Source organism: Pseudomonas sp. MH10, assembly GCF_034353045.1.
Lineage (GTDB): Bacteria > Pseudomonadota > Gammaproteobacteria > Pseudomonadales > Pseudomonadaceae > Aquipseudomonas.
In genome coordinates this window covers 4,537,368-4,554,267 of the sequence record NZ_CP133783.1, presented here as the reverse complement: position 1 = coordinate 4,554,267, position 16,900 = coordinate 4,537,368, and the positions used below count along the sequence as shown (strand labels likewise).

The window sequence follows — 16,900 nt, the reverse complement described above, 5'->3', positions numbered from 1 at the left end:
TTCAGCGCAAGGCGCGCAGTTTACCCTGTCCGCACAGATCCAGCCTGCTCGTGTTCCTTTTCCAGCGGTGCGAGCCTTGGCTGCGGTCGCTTGCGCCATTGCGGAAGACCAATCAACACCACGGCGCTGATGATCACCGCCATGGCCACGCACTCTTCAAAGCCGATATGTTCACCGGCAAACAGAATGCCCAACAACACCGCCACCGCAGGATTGACGTAGCAATAGCTGGTCGCGGCCGCCGGGCGCACGTTTTTCAGCAGGTACATATAGGCGCTGAACGCGACGATGGAGCCGAACACCACCAGATACGCCAAAGCGCCCCAGCCCGCAGCGGGTGGCATCTGCTCCAGGCGCTCGCCGCGCACCGCACTGCCCAGCAACAGCGCGCCTCCGGCCACGATCATTTCCGCCGCGCTGGCCATGGGACCCGGTGGCAAAGGAAGGCTTTTGCTCCATACCGAACCAAACGCCCACGACGCCGCCGCGAAGATCACCAACGCGGCGCCATAGGGGCTGGATTGCAGGTTAGAGCCCATGTTGAGCATGATGATGCCGATCAAGCCTAGAAAGATCCCAGCCCATTCAAGCCGTGTGTTGCGATGGCCCCACAGCAAGCCAAACAACAGCGTGAACAACGGCACCACCGCCACCGACAGCGCCGCAACCCCAGAGGCCACGCCCGCGTGCTCAGCCAATGTAATACCGCCGTTGCCGCAGGCCAGCAGCAGAAAACCGATCATTCCGGCCGCCCGCCATTGCTTCCAAGTTGGTGCCGGGGCGCCGCGAAAGCGCAAGAAGGCATATAACAAGCTGCCCGCAATCGTGAACCGAATACCGGCCAACATCAGCGGCGGCCACGACGCGACACCGATGCGAATCACCAAATAGGTCGAGCCCCAAATCACGTACAGGGCAAAGAAGGCTCCGATCAAGATCAAGGGAAAACGTCGAGAAGTCGGCATGGCGTGCTCATAAGTCCTTTTTAGGGTGACTTATCTTATGAAAGCAACACGTCAAAGATAAGGAACAAAACCTGTTTATCTCAGCCATACAGTTTTCAAAACATGGTTTATTAATCGTGCGCGCTGAAGAGAAGCAGATAGGTGCGCCAGGACACGAGATCGAATGATCAGGTTTTGCTAGAGGTAAATACTAAAAGCGAGAAGCCCGCACTTAAAAACCGCGTTGGCGTTTGAGGGCTTCGCTGATTTTTGCTGCCGGCACTTTTTGCAGCGTGCACAGAAACTGATGGGACACCCCAGAAATACCGTGGGTCTGACGCAATTCGTTGGCCAGGTGCACCGTCAGGTTGGCGGCCATTTCCGCATCGGCCATGGCCCGGTGAGCCTTGCCGGTGTGAGGCAGCTTGGCCCAAGTCGTCAGGGTGCCGAGCTTGTGATTCGGCGCGCCTGGCATTAAGCGCCGCGCCAGCAGCATGGAGCAGGCAAAACTTTGCTCGCGATTACGCTGAATCCGCGACAGCTCGTAGTCCCAGAATTTCTGGTCGAAAGAAGCGTTGTGTGCCACCAACGGCGTGCTGCCGACGAACTCCGCCACTTCCTGCATGACCTCAGTCGCCGGGGGTGCGGTGCGCAGCATGCTGTTGCTGATGCCGGTCAGCGCTTCGATAAAGGCCGGGATGCGCACGCCCGCATTCATCAAGCTTTGGTAACGCTCGACGATACGTCCCTGCTCCATGATGACCACGGCAATTTCAGTCGCCCGGCAGCTGTGGCTAGGGGAAATACCGGTGGTTTCAAAGTCGATGACGGCAATACGTTCCAAACCTGGCCCAACCCTTCAGAAATCCAATAACAAAAAAACGGCTTTCAGACGCTTAGCTTCTTAAAAGAAACGCGCCTTCAATCGGCACATAACGACTGGCAGCGCGGATCAGCGAGTTGGCGGTCAAACCCGGCACGCCGTAGGCGATCGCCTCCACCCCGTGCTTGCTGATGATCCGCTCGAGCAGCAAATCAAAGTCGCCATCACCGGAAGCCAGTACCACTTCATCGACATGGGGCGCGACGTCCATGATGTCGATGGTAATGCCTACATCCCAATCGCCCTTGGCCGAGCCATCGCTGCGCTGAATGTACGGTTTGAGTTTTACCGTGAAGCCGAGGTTGCGCAAAATCTGCTGGAATTGTTGCTGCTTGCTGTCACCACGGTCGATGGCGTACGCATAGGCTTCGACGATCTGCCCGCGCTGGCTGATATCGGCCCAGAGGGCGGCGTAGTTGAAATGGCAACCATGGGCCTGACGTACGGTGTAGTAGAGGTTCTGTACATCGGCGAACACAGCGATTTTTTTCACCGGATATCCCTCCATGGCGCAAGCGCGCGAGCTGGCAGCAACGATTCAGAAATTGAGTCGGCGCTCAGTATGCCAGTTTGAGGACGGTTTTAAGCGCTTGGGGCGGGCAATATCTGATCGACTGCCTTGGTCAGGGCAGCCGATCAATAGGGATCAGGCAGCCGGATCAGACGTAGGAATCGTCGTCATCCGAAAAACCACCGCTGTCGTCGCCGAAGTCGTTATCGGCAAAACCACCACTTGGGTCGTTATTGCCGAACGAGTTGTTATCGCTCACGCGCTGGTTATCGTTACCCCAACCGTTGTCGCCACCGTTGGAGTTGTTGTCATTGCCGCGGTTTGGCTCCTGAATGACTTCAACAATTTCCTGCGGCTGCTGGTTGTGATGGAACATGCTGCTGATGCCTTCTGCCAGCATCACACCGCCCGCTACACCGGCGGCGGTTTTCAACGCGCCGCCAAGAAACCCGCTGCCAATCGGCGCGGCAGCTGCTGCTTGTGGCTGGTACTGGCCCTGAGGCGGACCGTTGTAGTTGCCTTGCGGGGCATTGTTATATGGCGGCGGGCTTTGAGAAGGCCCGGATTCACGCCATCCACCCGGCGACTGTTGAGGTGATGCCGGCCGTGGTTGCGAGAACGACGGTTGTTGGGCTTGAGGTGCAGGATCACGGGAGCTGCCGAAAATGCTCGACAGGAAACCACCGCTGCTCGGCGCTGGCGCAGATTGAGCTTGTTGCAGCTGAGCTTGGGTCTGCTGCAGCTGGTTTTGCAGTTGACTCACTTGCTCGGCGAGCTGTTTATTTTGTGCATCGAGCTGCTTGATCGCGGCTTCTTGCACCAAAATGGTCTGCGTCATGTAGTACGGCAGAGCCGGCTGCTGAGTCAGATGCTCCTTGATCCGTGCTTCAGCCTGGGTGTCACGGGGGGCTGAGTCCGCTTCGGCTTGTCTCAATTTCGAGAAAAGACCATCGATCAGGGTTTGCTCTTCGCTGTTCATGGCGACCTCGTTAGATTGCCGTTAAAAAAACATCGTCTGGCCAAAATGGGACAGGCGTATCCAAGGTTATGGGGTTGAACCGTGCCGTTTCAATAGTTCGTTCAAAATGTTACCGCCGCCACGCTGAACGTAGGCTGTTGGCCGCTCAGTGGCCATACGCTAAAGTGTCGCACTGCTTTTGCCATGCGATCTGATTGATGAATCCGCTGACTGTTCTACAAGACTCGTTGTATTTTTTCCGGCGCAACCTGACCAGCATCCTCATGCTGTGTCTGCCTTTGGTGGTGCTTGAAGCACTGAGCAAACAGGCCTTGAGTAATGCGCTGGCGTCCAACGCTTCGCAGGTTTACGAGTTGTTGATCGGGCTGCTTTTTTACCCGCTGTACACCGGCGCGCTGATCCTGTTTCTCGACGCCCGCAGCCGCAGCGAGCAACCGCGCAAACGCGACTTGATGGCGATGGCCCTGCGCCTGTGGCCTACCTTCGCGGTGATGTCGGCGCTGAGCACGTTGCTGATCATGTTCGGGTTATCGATGTTTGTCGTACCCGGCATTTGGGTCATGGTCAAACTGGCGTTTTCCGAATACCTGCTAGTGCTGCGAGGCATGACGCCGCTGGCGGCCATGCGTGAGAGCATCAAGATGACTCAAGGACACTTTCTGCGGATTCTGGCTTGCGTGTTGTGCGTTTACATTCCACTGTCAGCGCTTGAAGGGGTCAGCTTGTTCATACTGCCTGAGCCGCTGAGCGCACCGGTGTCGTTGCTGATCGACAGCATCAGTAGTTTCTTGCAGCTATTTACCAGCGTTGTAATTTTTCGCCTGTTCATGCTGATCAACGAGCCACCAGAAAAAAGCCTGATCCTTTAGCGCCCTGCCCCTTTGGCAGCCGAGCGGTTATGCTCGGGCTCATCTTGCAACGATTCAGTCATTGAACGCTCTGCGTTCTAAGTCGAGCCGATGACCCGATTATTGCGCTACACCTTGATTGGCCTGATACCGATTGGCCTGTTGTGCTTGCTGGTCTATAGCTTGACTTGGCATCCGTCCGCCAAGGAGACCGTGACGCCTGTCTGCAAAGGTAACGTCCCGGTGTTAGCGCCCGGCCAAGCGCTAAAAGTCATGACCTGGAACATCCAATACCTGGCGGGGAAACGCTATGTGTTTTGGTACGACATGGCCGACGGCAGCGGCACGGATGAGCGACCAACGCCGGAAGACATTGCCTACAACCTTGATGAAGTTGCGAGGGTGGTCCGGGATGAACAGCCGGACATCGTTTTGCTGCAAGAAGTGAACGACGGCGCCAAGAACACTGACTACGACAACCAACTGGCGTTGCTTCAAGAGCGCGTGGCTGATTTATACCCGTGCAGCTCCGAAGCGTTTGACTGGAAGGCCGACTTCGTTCCAGACCGGCATATTTTCGGCAGCGTCGGGATGAAACTGGCGACGTTGTCCCGCTATGAAATCGAACACGCTGAACGCATTCAATTGCCGCGAGCTGCGGGCAACTTCATTCATCGCCAGTTCCAGGCAAAACGCGCCTTGCTGGTGAGTTATTTGCCGTTACGTGATGGCGGGCAAATCGCGGTGATCAATACGCACCTTGATGCGCCTCGAGCAAACGACGACACCCTGGAGCGCCAAGTGCAGGCCGTCAGTAAGTGGCTGGACACCCTTGAGAGTCGCGGCACGCCGTGGTTGATCGGCGGCGATTTCAATCTACTGCCGCTGGGCCAGTACCAACGGTTGGCACCGGCAACGCGCGGCGAATATTCGCAAGACAGCGAGCTGCATGAGCTGTGGGACAAATACCCGATGATCCCGACCAATGCGGAATCTGGCGGAGTTGATCGTCGGCAATGGTTAACCCATTTCCCCAACGACCCACGGATTGATGGACCGGACCGGACTGTGGATTACTTCTTCCACAGCCCGCGAATCAAACGAATCGAGGCGCAAGTGAGGAAAGAAGACACGTTGCTGATTTCGAATCATTTGCCCGTGATCGCCCGGTTCTTGCTGCCGGTGTTGCCGTAATCCCTCTGCTGCCGGACGCGATAAGATTTTCCGTTCCTACAATTTCGTGTATGCCGAAGTCCCTTTGGGGGGTTGCTTGCCAACGAAAGCGTCATTGCAGGCAACCCAGGTTTCAGGTCGACATCAGCGGCGCGATTACGGGCCCCTTCGCAGGCAAGCCTGCTCCCACAGTATCTAAGGCCCCATTCGCGGCATCGAAGACAAGGCGCCATCTCCTACAGATAAGTGTCATTGTGTTTACTTGCGCGGCTTGATCCGCGCGGTCGGTTCCGCCACCAAGGGATCGTCCGGCCAGTAATCAGCGACATCATGTAGCCCCGAGAGGATTGACACCTTCGAAGTGGCCAAATTTCCTGGGTGGGCACTGAAAATGCTCATCGTCGGTTGACTGTCAAGGTTGAGCGCGTGATTGACAAAATACGCGTCGTCCTGAAGGCTGGATTGACACATTAATTTCGGCCAACGCGCCAGCCAGCTCGGTGGATTGACACATTACTTTCGTGTTACACCTATCTTGAGATGAGAGAAGGCCTGCTGCATCCGAATAAGTCGAAAGCTACATCCCAAGCTAGCAATGCGTAACAGAAAACTGCTGTTGCTAGATTATGCAATACTTTCACTTTCTGAGGCCGGCAGTTGGAACCGCTCTCTTGCCACTACCACAAGACGTTGGCTGAACTCTCTGCGCAGTGCTGCAAGATCGGCTTGACCGCAGTTCCAGTGAATCCTACGCAGCAAATCAGTTCTCAATTGCTCGTCGTCTCGCGCTCGTACGAAGGCTCTAACCTGCTCTACGAATGATTCGCTTTCGAGCAAGCGACGCAGCGATGTCAGGTCTCCACTCTTTGCGATTGAACGCCAGTACACTAAGCCGGGCTCTCCTGGCGGAAACAGTGGATACTCATACCAAAGCAGTAGTGGTCAGTAGCGTAGGATCAGGCCGGAATCCGGAAATAACTAGACCCGTGGAACCTCGTTCTAGCTTGACGCGTGCCGAAATTCCATCAGATCGAATCAAACACCAGATAAAGCAATATCCAGGCAGTCGATGCGAGCTTTATTCGATCATCAACGCTGGCCAGAACGCTTGATTAATCACCATGGTGACTGTTTGAGTGGATTTGCGCTTTACCCCATCCATTAGGGCTTTGTTATAGTTGAAGTCATAAATAAATTTCGGCTCGTCCGAGTTAATTCTGATGCCCAAAAAACCGTACCATAACAAAAGATCCATAACATTAGCAGCTTGCTGTTGATCAAGCCCAGACTCTATGAGAGTGTCCAGTACTTCGACTTCATTAAGATCTGACGGAGAAGCAATAAAAGCGTAAAGTACGCTTTCTGTCTCTTGCGAAATATCTCTCAATTCGTATCCGATATCCCGAAGCAAGTCAGAGGAGTAAGCAGCAACTCCTTTTTCGATATCTGCACTTTCTACCAACTCATGATTCAAATTTATCGCAAAGCTTTTACAGTGGTTAATCAAATTCAGTAAAAAGCGCGGACGCATCAGCGATCGATCTATCAGGTACTGCGACGTCTCTTCGCCTTTGAAATGACTAGTAAATACTTTTAGCCAAGCATTTTTAAAGTCTAACTCGTCATCGAGCCCATTTGAAATAATTCGCAAGCGTACTAGTTCACGAAGCAAATCAGCATCAGTCCAATCAAGCACTACACTAGCTTCCTTTCCACGATCCGAAGTTTCTTTTACGAGTAACTCGTAAACATCGTTCCTTAAGAAAACTACTGTCTTCACACTAAAATGGGACCGGCTAAACTGTCTTTCTATTTTTCTCGTTGCTTCAATCAAAGCCCTGATTATCAGAAGGTCCTCATGCTGAAGGCCAGACGTAGGCCATCCATTATCGAGATTATCAAAAAGCAACCATAAAAGCTCTTTGTTCTCCAAATAGCTCCCAAGCTTATTTTTTAACTGCCTTACATCATGCTTATATATCAGCTCTGTAACTTGGGACGATGTTAAACTTACCTTGCTTTCGTCCCCGAATTTGGATTGATACTCTGAGTATATTCGTTCCATTAATACAGACATGCGTTCTGAAAAGTCGCCTTGATAGTCGTACCCTTCTGCATGGAATAGCTCCGACAACTCACGGTAGCCAGCGTAAAGACGATGATCATGGATGTGTCGAGTTTTATCCTTTTCAAGGATCTTGTAGCAGATTTCGAGTAAAAGCACGTATTCCCAAAATGCCGTAACGGTGTGCTGATATGTGCCCTCCTCAAGAAAATTCAGTATCCTTTCTTTAAACTTAATTAGCTTGTAACCGTCAGGCTTCAGATCTAGAACAATGTTTTTGTTCCTGTTTTTCTCTCGTTCACTGTCTCTGATTTGTAAAAAAATTGCAGACTTCCCGGAACCTTTTCTTCCGACTACGAGATGCGCCTCGCCTCTTAAAGATTTCAAGAACTGATCCGTTTCTAAATAGTATTTTTCGAGGTCACGCATCTCATTTTCTGCTGATGTAGCGCCCAGATTTAATTTTTTTAAAAATGATCGTTCCTGCTTTGAACCGCTCGGCTCAAGTCTTTGAAAGGCCTGGGTTACCTTGCTAGCGAACAGTTCAATTGCTTGATTAACATCGTCCGGGTGGTAGGTGACATGCACAAAATCTCTGTAGTCTAACGGAACCGGATCATCACCGGATTGCAGGATGCAGAGCGCCTTTTCCATTCCGTCAGCTAAACCCGCAATGAATGCTGCTCGAAGATTGTGAATTTGAAAGCCCGCAGAATTTACAGATAGTAGGGGGACAACTATTCCGTGTGATTGTGAAACTTGAGCTATTGCATCATAGGCGGAAAGCCGTGGCATCTCATTCGGATCAAAATTTCGGAATGTATAACCTGCTTTTTTGATTCTTGAAATTATCCTAGTCGACCAATCTGTCTTGAATGGAGTGTCTAGCAAGTAGATTGGCGCTTTGATATTGAGGATGCTGGAAATCTCAATAGGTTTTGTAAGATTCGCATTATTTACAAAACTAATTAACTCGGCGGAATTTTGATATTCACGATATCCTAAAGTATCAAATATCCCAACATCGGAAATCTTTGCACCTTGGGGCGCTAAGCTTTTGTTTTTAACCAGCAGCACTCTTTTTGACTTGCCAATCGCATATCCAATTTCATATGTTACGTTGAAATTTAGTACAGAGATATCGGCCAAAAAAAAATCTGCGCTATCAATGCCGCTTAGTACTTCCCCGGAAATGAAATGCCCGGCAATGTCGAGTGCTTTCCAGGTGTTTACTGAAATGGCTTTATTGTACTTTCCAACGCTTTCCATTGCGCTCTCAATCACTTGCCCAATATCAGCGGGGGAAGATGCATAGGCAAAAAAACCAGTGTCACTGCTCACTTGGACGTCCTTATCGTACATGCATAAATTGCCCCATGATCGGGAGCATGGCGGCATAACGCCATCGATGAGTATGATTTTTACACAACTCAACCAACGACCGCTAGTAAGCCTAGACCAACTGCCACTCGGGCTGCACGCGCATTGGTTCTGGCCGCCTTCTGCCTGTCACGAATGACCGGTTTGGGTCGAAGCTGTGTAAAAACGTTTTAGAGCAGGTTTGACTGTCAGGATCGGGACAAAAATAGCGTTTCTACGCAAATTGTTGCATCTTTGCCCAACCAGTCGCCGACAGATTTTACGTAGCAACGCAGGCTTCAGGGCGGGGTGCCCGCGTTTTTACACAACCTCGGCCGAAATCGGCCGGTCGCAGTGTCTATGCGAAATTGCGCTCCACTTGACCACCCGTTTTGCATTCGACCTGACCAGTCATTTTCATTCGTTCTGACCACCGATTGCATCGGAGTTGACCAGCACGCGTTGTAACCATGATCGGCAGAGAACGGCCGATTCTGTTGAAAAAGTCGAAATTTCAGACTGGAAGACATCGAGGTTGGCCGTCACTTCAGTACCTATTCACCACATTGGGTGGCTTTTCGGTTCTGCGTTGACCGTTGCAGCTTTGTCAGTGGGTTAATTTGAGGTTTTTTGCTTGAAGCAGGCGCACCTATCCCGTGGCGGGCGGCCCTTGAGATGTAAGTTTGGCCAGTCGACGCAGGTTCTGCACCGCTGCCGCCAGCGTGAATTCATCAGTTGCCCCACTCATGCCACGTAGTCTCAAGCGATCCAGTTTCAGGATGCGTTTGAGGTGGGCGAACAACATTTCGACCTTCTTGCGTTCGTGACGAGAGCGCACATATTCCGGCGTCGCCGCGATTCGACGCGCCACATCACGAGCGGCTTCATGAACGCTGCGGACGATCTTACGAAACGAAGTGCTCGGGCAGCACTTGGCTTTCATCGGACACGCCGCGCAGTCGGATTGTCTGGATCGAAAGATAATGGTGTTGGCTTTGGTGACGTGCGAACGCTCGTTCTTGAAGGCTCGCCATTCGCTGCGCAATACGTTGCCGGCCGGGCAAAGATATTCCTCCGCCTCTTCATTCCATTGAAAATCGCTGCTGGAGAAACTGTCATTCTTGCGCTCGGTTTTGTCCCACACCGGCACATGCGGCTCGATATCCTTTTCCTCTACCATCCAGGCCAGCATTGGTGCTGTACCGTAAGCGGTATCACCGATGAGGCGATCAGGTTTGATCTCGAACTGCGACTCGACCCGATCGATCATCGTCTTGGTGCTTTCGACTTCGGCTGTTCGATGGGCAGGTGTGGATTCCACGTCCATGATCACGCCGTGCTCAGTGTCGATCAGGTAGTTTGTGGAATAAGCAAAAAAGGCGGGACCGCCCGGCGCGGCCGTCCAGCGGGCTAGAGGATCAGTCAGCGATAAGCGCTTGGGAAGTGCTTCAGCCAGCGCCTCTTCATCGAGTGCTTCGAGGTACTCACGTACGGCACGCGTACTGAGCGATGGATCGCTCCAGTTGACCTCCTCCTCACCAGGTACGCCGCGCTGCCGACTCGCATCTGCCTTGATGATGCTGGCGTCCACGGCAAAGCCTTCGCCCTTGACCAGACCCGCGTCCATGCAGCGACGCAGCACTTCATTAAACAGCCAGCGAAACAGATCGCTGTCCCGGAAACGGCCGTGTCGATTCTTGGAAAACGTCGAGTGGTTGGGGACTTCATCCTCAAGGCTCAATCGGCAGAACCTGCGATACGCCAGGTTTAAATGGGCCTCTTCGCACAACCGCCGCTCGGAACGAATGCCATAGCAATAGCCCACGACCAGCATGCGGATCATCAGTTCAGGATCAATCGAAGGACGCCCGATCGGGCTATAGAAATCGGCGAGGTAGTGGCGCAGGTCACTCAGATCGAGACATCGATCAATGCTGCGCAGCAGATGATTTGTTGGGATGTGGTCTTCAAGGTTGAACGAGTAAAACAGCCGCTCCTACCCACTCGATAACTGTCCCATCATGCTGCGTGCTCTCCCGCCGGCCGATGGAGTGATTTTGCCGCAGGCCAAACAGGAGAGCTACTTTTTCAACAGAATCGGCCAGAAGCAGACATTCGATTACCGTAGTGCAACTGGTATCAGCACGACGGATCTTCCGAGGTTGTGAGATCAGCGGACGCTAGTGATTCATCAGTACGTGGGCCCGCGCAACGCTGGCGACGCTTCGGAATGTTCGGACCACGCGGTGTTCCCGTAGCGCCGAAGGCCAGTTCAGCATCACGATCAAACCTAGCGCTGGCGCTGTCGAACCATTCATACAGAGTTTGATCGCGGCAATGCATGCCTAATTCCCGTTTCGCACACTGGATCTGATGGTAGTAGAACACCATGGAATGGATAGCTTTGTTCATGGCGGGAATCATTGAAATGTTGCGAAGCTCCAAGTGCGCGAGGTCCTTGTCGCGGCAAACCTTCATCTGCTCTCGGAATTGCTTGAACTCATCGAAGGAAACTTCCATCGAGGTGAGCATGTTCTCTCTAAATGTATCTTCGTCATCCGGAAACACCTTCTTCCAATGCAAGGCATCATTTTGCTGGCCGAAAGCGTGGCACCAGTCCAAAACTGCTAGGTCCAGCGCATTACGGGAGATTTGGCTCCAAAAATTACTAAGAACCCTGCCTCGGCCGAGCTGTTCCCGCGTAGCGCCAGACAGTGCCAAGTTATTCACAAAGCTTATGCAGTTCATTTCAGCGCAAGCGAGCAGCTTAGTTCGGTCCATTGTGATCCTGATTTGGGGCGCGTTGGGGGGCGTCAGCGTAGCGCTCTGCCCCCACCCCCTACAATCTCGGAGGTCGCGGTTCTCTATGAATATCCCTTTGGCTGGTTGGTAGGATTCAAACGCTATTTTATGGCTGCCGGGGGTGACCGCTATGGGTCCAGAGTGTGTAAAAACGCTTAGTCAAAATTGAAGTCTGCGTTTCTATGTGAAATCTGAAGTTTATCGGCTGGTTGGCAGACCTAGATTTTTCGTAGAAGCGTGATTTTCAGCCATAATTTGGGGCGCCAAATCGCTGAAAAACGTTTTTACACACTCTGGGTCGATTGTAGTCCTTCAGTTTTAGGAGCCGTGGACCCTAGAACTGAGCTCGCTGAAGATATTTACCGGGAGTCGGCTGGTAAGTGGCAATGCAAACGGCTGGTCAAGTCGATGCAATTACCCCTGCTGAGAGCCTAGGCTGCTGGTCGGGAACCACGATTCCCCCACTCTCCAGCTAGAATGCCATCATAATCCGGCTCAATCCGGCTCACGCTAATCCTCATTCCTGCATATCGGTTATCAACGAATGGACATCGAACACGAACGGCTTGCCAGTCTCATTGAGTTTGCGAAACAGACCACCCTTATGCAGAAAAAGCCTGCTATAGCGGTGAACCAGCACAACAACTTCAGCGTATCGGAAGCCAAGCTCTTAGCTCTGCCAGGCGTGCACCTCAATGTGGAGTCGCAGGATGAGGACCATATTTGGTTACGGCTCGACCGACTGCATGAGACAGCGCCGCCCCTACCGGAGAATGAGCTACTTGGCGTCTGGATCGATTTGAAGGGGACACCAGACATCGAACCGGCCTTGAAGCCAAGTATTTCCATGGATGAGTTGGCGAAAATTAATGCCCTTCCCCCTGAAGGGGAGACTCAGATGTGGGCGATTTCTCAAGGTGAGGACGTTTCGGGGTCAATTGCGCTAGAGCATTATCCTGATGCCGTCGAGCTGAGGGCGCACCTCATAGCGTACCTCTTGGGTACCTGGTCCCCTTGGGCAGCAGAAGAAAAAAAACGTCGTAAAAGCATTGCGCAGTACTCCGATTTTTTCCTGCTGATTCAGCAGATGCAGGGCAATCTCGGTGATGCTCAATTGGAGGTTGTATGGGGGATAGGCGTCGCTACCTGGGACCATCCAAGCGTGGGCAAGATCGAGTATCCGCTACTCACCCAGCTGGTTGAGATCGAAATCAACGAAAAGACGATGGCCATCGAGGTCCGGCCCCGCCAAACCGACCCGCGCTTAGAAGTAGACGCCTATGTGGCTGCCGAGATCGCAGGAGTTGGCCCACTAACGACGCAAACCAAGGATTTTTTCAAGAAAAGCGACGTAAGCCTTAACCCTTTCATGCCTTCAACGTTTGATCCAGTCATTCGCATGGCTTCGTCGCTGCTGGACATGCAAGGCCAGTATGTACCGGCGATCGCTTCCATTGATGATCGCTCAGTTCCAAAGCCGGGCAAACATCTCGCACTGACTGACACCTGGGTCCTGTTTGCTCGACCGCGTGACACAAATCTATTTTTGCAAGACCTAGAACGCTTCGAAGAAATCATCGAAGCCAATGCTGTACTCCCACCAGCGCTTCAGGCCATCTTCACAGCCCCGTCTAATACAGTCGAAGATTTAGTTCTGCCACCTTTTCGCGGGCTTTCCTATGTACTTGGGTCTCATGGCTCAGAGGCGAATCCGGCAACTCAAAAGGAACTCTACTTTCCAAAACCGTATAACGATGAGCAGGTGCAAATCATCCAGCTGCTTGAAGTAAGTGACGGAGTGGTTGTGCAAGGGCCGCCTGGTACAGGAAAGACTCATACCATTGCCAACGTGATTAGCCATTACCTCGCCAATGGGAAGCGGGTTTTGGTCACATCAATGAAGGATCCTGCCCTCGCAGTCTTGCGAGAAAAGCTGCCCGAGGATATCCGCCCGCTGGCCATCAGCTTGCTGAGCAGCGAAGCCGACGGAATGAAACAGTTTGAGTTTTCCATCGAAAAAATTGCTGCAGAAGTTCAACGAATTGACCGGGCGGCCTACAAGCGGGAGATTGAGCAAATTGATGGGGAAATTGACACGCTCCATGCTCAGATTTCGTCATTAGATCGCGAGGTCAACGCGTGGGCGGATCGCAATCTATCGAACATCAGTATCGACGATGAGTCCATCAGCCCGACTGCTGCTGCAACGATCGTTTCCGCCAAACAGGAAGAAATCGCTTGGTTCCCCGACGAACTCAGCGCAGATAGCTGCCATCGGCCGCAGTTCGATACTCAAGACATCATCGCCTTGCGTGAAGCTCGTATGCAAGTTAGAGACTTGCTGGTTTACCTTGGCAAAAAAGTCCCTCAACTGAACAACTTTCCAGATGCCAAGAAGCTGATTCAAGTACATCTGGACCTGGCGCATGAGTTGGAACTGCAGAAGAAAGAAAGCAGAGGCGACGTCCCGCGCCTGCGAGACCAGAGTATCGATATTATCGAAGAGGCCTCTGCGTTATACGACAGTGTCACCGCACAGCTAAAAACTCGTACCCGACTGGACGCTATGGAACAACCATGGCTAGCAGAGATGGAAGCCCATCTGCAAAGCGCCGGCCATGAAGATATTTTCAATTTTTTTCTCGCACTTAAAGAAGAAATCGAAGACGCGATCACCGAGCGAAAGAACTTCATTGCACGACCTGTGCAACTGACATTCGAGCCAGAAAACAACGATGAAATGGTGAAAGCCGTTGAAAACCTCTCATCAGGACGGCGGCCGTTTGGCCTCACCGGGCTGCTGGGCAAGTCTGCGCAAAAGCAACAACTCGATAACATACAAATACTTGGTTCCAAGGCGGAAACTGTCGAGGACTGGGGCCACATCTACCGCTTCATCCGCTACCAGCAACGCTCCCGTGCCCTGCTCATGCGCTGGAATGCTCTCGCTGCTGAGTTGCCCCTGCCGAGATTCGAGACGGGCGCAGATGAACTTCTGTCAGCCACTAAGGCGCTGGAGCTCTTCGACCTCATTTGTCAGTCAGATGCCGCGACCAATGAAATTGAGCTAGGTCTGGCTAAGCTGATTCCCGACTGGTCACGCTCTGCGCAATTACGCGCCGAAAAAAGCGTATTGGTCGAGGCTGAAAACTTTCTCGCCCATCACCTGACTAGAAATCGGTTGGCTGAAGCATGGGCCATCAAAGAATCGTTCCAGAAAGCGTTAGCTGGTTGTGAGGGCGACATTACAGCTCGCTTTTATAACTTCTTGAGCGATACCCTCGGCAGTCTTGAGGTACAAACGACGACTGTTCAAGCCCATTGGTCGGAGCTCATGGAGGAGTTGCGGCGAGTGCTAGAGCAGGGAACAGCGCTACGTACAATATCTGAGATCACAGATACCATTGAGGCTTCTGGTGCTGCGCTCTGGGCTAGCCAGCTCCGGAGTGAAGTCAGTGAGGGGCCAGTGGATTTGATTCTGCCGGGAAACTGCCTCGATATATGGCGCCTGCGACGGCTAGCCTGTCACCTCGAAAAGATCGATGGACGCAAAGAGTTAAAGCGCCTATTCAAACAGCGTAGAGAGCTGGAGCGCGACTTGGCAAAGTTGTACCAGGACGCCGTGGTGAAACGAACTTGGCTGCGCCTATCGGAAAACGCAACTCATGGAGTGCGAGCTGCCTTGGAGCTGTATCGGTCAGCCATCCGCAAGATTGGAAAGGGAACAGGAGTCAGAGCTAGCCGCTATCGGAAGGATGCAAGGGTTGCGGCGGAAACGGCGAACTCTGCTATCCCGTGCTGGATCATGCCTCATTACCGTATTTGTGAAAGCCTTCCTGCCACATTTGGCGCTTTCGACTTAGTGATCATCGACGAGGCCTCTCAATCCGACCTAAGTGCGTTACCGGCGCTTCTGCGCGCGAAAAAAGTATTGATTGTCGGTGATGACAAGCAGGTATCGCCGGAAGGGATCGGTATGGAGGAAGATCGGTTGCAGGGGATGATGAACCGTTTCCTCGGCAACCAAGTGGAGTTGTACCGACCTTTGATGTCGCCGGAGCGCTCTCTTTACGATTTGTTTCGGGTTGTTTTCGCCAAGAGCACCACCATGCTGCGTGAGCACTTCCGGTGTGTTGCGCCTATCATCGAATACTCCAAGCGTGAGTTCTATCGCGATGAACTCAAGCCCCTACGTTTGCCGTTGATGACAGAGCGACTGGACCCGCCCCTGATAGATCTGAAAGTCATGGATGGTGTAAAAAAGGGCAAGATAAATCTTTCTGAAGCAAATGTAATTGTTGAGGAAATTCGCCAGATAGTGAATACACCAGCACTGAACGGTAGGTCTATCGGTGTCGTTTCGCTGCTGGGCGCGGAGCAAGCGCAGAAAATTATGCAAATGCTCACCAAGGAGCTAGGGGAAGAGATAATCGCGAAATACCATATCAACTGTGGGGATGCCCGGACTTTCCAAGGTAAAGAGCGGGACATCATGTTTCTTTCCATGGTGGTCTCAGCTGGCGATGCTCATGCCCAAACGCGTGACTCAATGAAGCAGCGATTCAACGTAGCAGCGTCTCGTGCGCGTGATCGTATGTATCTTGTGCGAAGCTTGGATCTTTCCGAACTTAGTCATGCCGATGAGCTTCGTCGAGGTCTATTTCAGCATTTTGAGTCGCCGTTTGCGGTGGACCCAGTGGAAGTCTCCGATCTCCGAGAGCTCTGTGAGTCAGGCTTCGAGCGCGATGTATATGACGACCTAACCAATCGAGGATACCGGGTCATCCCTCAGGTGCCAGTGGGTGCCTTCCGGCTTGATATGGTAGTTGAAGGCGACAACGATAGTCGCTTGGCCATTGAGTGCGATGGTGATCGCTACCATGGCCCTGATGTATGGGATGCCGACATGCGGCGTCAGCGCATCCTAGAGCGAGCAGGCTGGCGCTTCTGGCGCTGCTTCGCTTCGGCCTACACTCTGCGTAAGGAAGAGGTTCTGCTTGATCTACTTGACACCTTAGCTGGCATGGGGATTGTGCCTGCTAGTTGTGGAGGGGTCGCTAAAAGCATCCACGTTGGCCGCCGGGAGGTCTATGGTTACCCCAAGGTTAACGTCGACTATGAGACAGAGACAGTGGTTTCCGACATTAACAGTGAAGAAAACGAACGCGCTTCGACAGGCTCGCGGTAATACGGAGAGGGAGGTTGCAGACTAAAATTCAATCAACAAACATGTAAAGTTGCGGTGAAACGTAGCCCCACCAAAGTGTGACACTGCCGCTAACATCTAGCTTTATAGCCTCAGAAACTGGGCGCTGCGCGGGTCGTGGGTTCGAATC

10 protein-coding genes are annotated in these 16,900 nt (G+C 52.6%); 3 read left to right on the top strand and 7 right to left on the bottom strand.

Translation table 11 applies throughout. The annotated features are described in order from the left end of the window. Positions 1-20: 20 nt before the first annotated feature. The 4 genes from yedA to RHM59_RS20435 all read right to left on the bottom strand — a co-directional run bounded on the left by yedA (position 21) and on the right by RHM59_RS20435 (position 3,317). Positions 21-965 carry a drug/metabolite exporter YedA gene (gene yedA / locus RHM59_RS20450; RefSeq protein ID WP_322285287.1) on the bottom strand — a complete coding sequence of 315 codons (945 nt, stop codon included), beginning with the start codon at positions 963-965 and terminating at the stop codon, positions 21-23. A 211-nt stretch (positions 966-1,176) separates the two neighbouring features. After that, positions 1,177-1,788 (bottom strand): 3'-5' exonuclease, encoded by a 612-nt coding sequence (locus RHM59_RS20445; protein WP_322166171.1) that lies wholly within the window; start codon positions 1,786-1,788, stop codon positions 1,177-1,179. Positions 1,789-1,840: 52 nt separating this feature from the next. Further along, complete coding sequence (locus RHM59_RS20440) at positions 1,841-2,335, bottom strand: NYN domain-containing protein (protein WP_322184817.1); 495 nt, start codon at positions 2,333-2,335, stop codon at positions 1,841-1,843. A 151-nt stretch (positions 2,336-2,486) separates the two neighbouring features. Further along, positions 2,487-3,317 (bottom strand): DUF2076 domain-containing protein, encoded by an 831-nt coding sequence (locus tag RHM59_RS20435; RefSeq protein WP_322166173.1) that lies wholly within the window; start codon positions 3,315-3,317, stop codon positions 2,487-2,489. 197 nt (positions 3,318-3,514) lie between these two features. Between RHM59_RS20435 and RHM59_RS20430 the strand changes: the two genes are divergently transcribed. Together RHM59_RS20430 and RHM59_RS20425 are read left to right on the top strand one after the other, a co-directional pair. Continuing rightward, positions 3,515-4,186, top strand: coding sequence for a YciC family protein (locus RHM59_RS20430; protein WP_322166174.1), 672 nt, complete (start codon positions 3,515-3,517; stop codon positions 4,184-4,186). 90 nt (positions 4,187-4,276) lie between these two features. Continuing rightward, positions 4,277-5,359: an endonuclease/exonuclease/phosphatase family protein gene (locus RHM59_RS20425; protein ID WP_322166175.1), complete on the top strand. Its 1,083-nt coding sequence runs from the start codon at positions 4,277-4,279 to the stop codon at positions 5,357-5,359. A 1,057-nt stretch (positions 5,360-6,416) separates the two neighbouring features. Here RHM59_RS20425 and RHM59_RS20420 read toward each other — a convergent pair. The 3 genes from RHM59_RS20420 to RHM59_RS20410 form a co-directional block, all read right to left on the bottom strand. Continuing rightward, entirely contained in the window at positions 6,417-8,744 is a 2,328-nt protein-coding gene (locus RHM59_RS20420) for a P-loop ATPase, Sll1717 family (RefSeq protein ID WP_322285286.1), read from the bottom strand. Between the two features lie 667 nt (positions 8,745-9,411). Continuing rightward, positions 9,412-10,752, bottom strand: a complete 1,341-nt coding sequence (locus RHM59_RS20415; protein WP_322286729.1) for an IS1182 family transposase — start codon at positions 10,750-10,752, stop codon at positions 9,412-9,414. Between the two features lie 149 nt (positions 10,753-10,901). After that, entirely contained in the window at positions 10,902-11,543 is a 642-nt protein-coding gene (locus tag RHM59_RS20410; RefSeq protein ID WP_322285285.1) for a hypothetical protein, read from the bottom strand. 565 nt (positions 11,544-12,108) lie between these two features. On the opposite strand from RHM59_RS20410, the gene RHM59_RS20405 reads away from it, so the two are divergent. Further along, on the top strand, positions 12,109-16,752 hold the full coding sequence (locus tag RHM59_RS20405) for an AAA domain-containing protein (protein ID WP_322285284.1): 4,644 nt from the start codon (positions 12,109-12,111) through the stop codon (positions 16,750-16,752). The last annotated feature ends 148 nt before the right edge of the window (positions 16,753-16,900 follow it).

Bases quoted from the DNA above. Each gene is read 5' to 3' on its own strand.
- yedA (WP_322285287.1), bottom strand. From the start codon at position 965: ATGCCGACTTCTCGACGTTTTCCCTTGATCTTGATCGGAGCCTTCTTT.
- RHM59_RS20440 (WP_322184817.1), bottom strand. From the start codon at position 2,335: ATGGAGGGATATCCGGTGAAAAAAATCGCTGTGTTCGCCGATGTACAG.
- RHM59_RS20435 (WP_322166173.1), bottom strand. From the start codon at position 3,317: ATGAACAGCGAAGAGCAAACCCTGATCGATGGTCTTTTCTCGAAATTG.
- RHM59_RS20430 (WP_322166174.1), top strand. From the start codon at position 3,515: ATGAATCCGCTGACTGTTCTACAAGACTCGTTGTATTTTTTCCGGCGC.
- RHM59_RS20425 (WP_322166175.1), top strand. From the start codon at position 4,277: ATGACCCGATTATTGCGCTACACCTTGATTGGCCTGATACCGATTGGC.
- RHM59_RS20410 (WP_322285285.1), bottom strand. From the start codon at position 11,543: ATGGACCGAACTAAGCTGCTCGCTTGCGCTGAAATGAACTGCATAAGC.
- RHM59_RS20405 (WP_322285284.1), top strand. From the start codon at position 12,109: ATGGACATCGAACACGAACGGCTTGCCAGTCTCATTGAGTTTGCGAAA.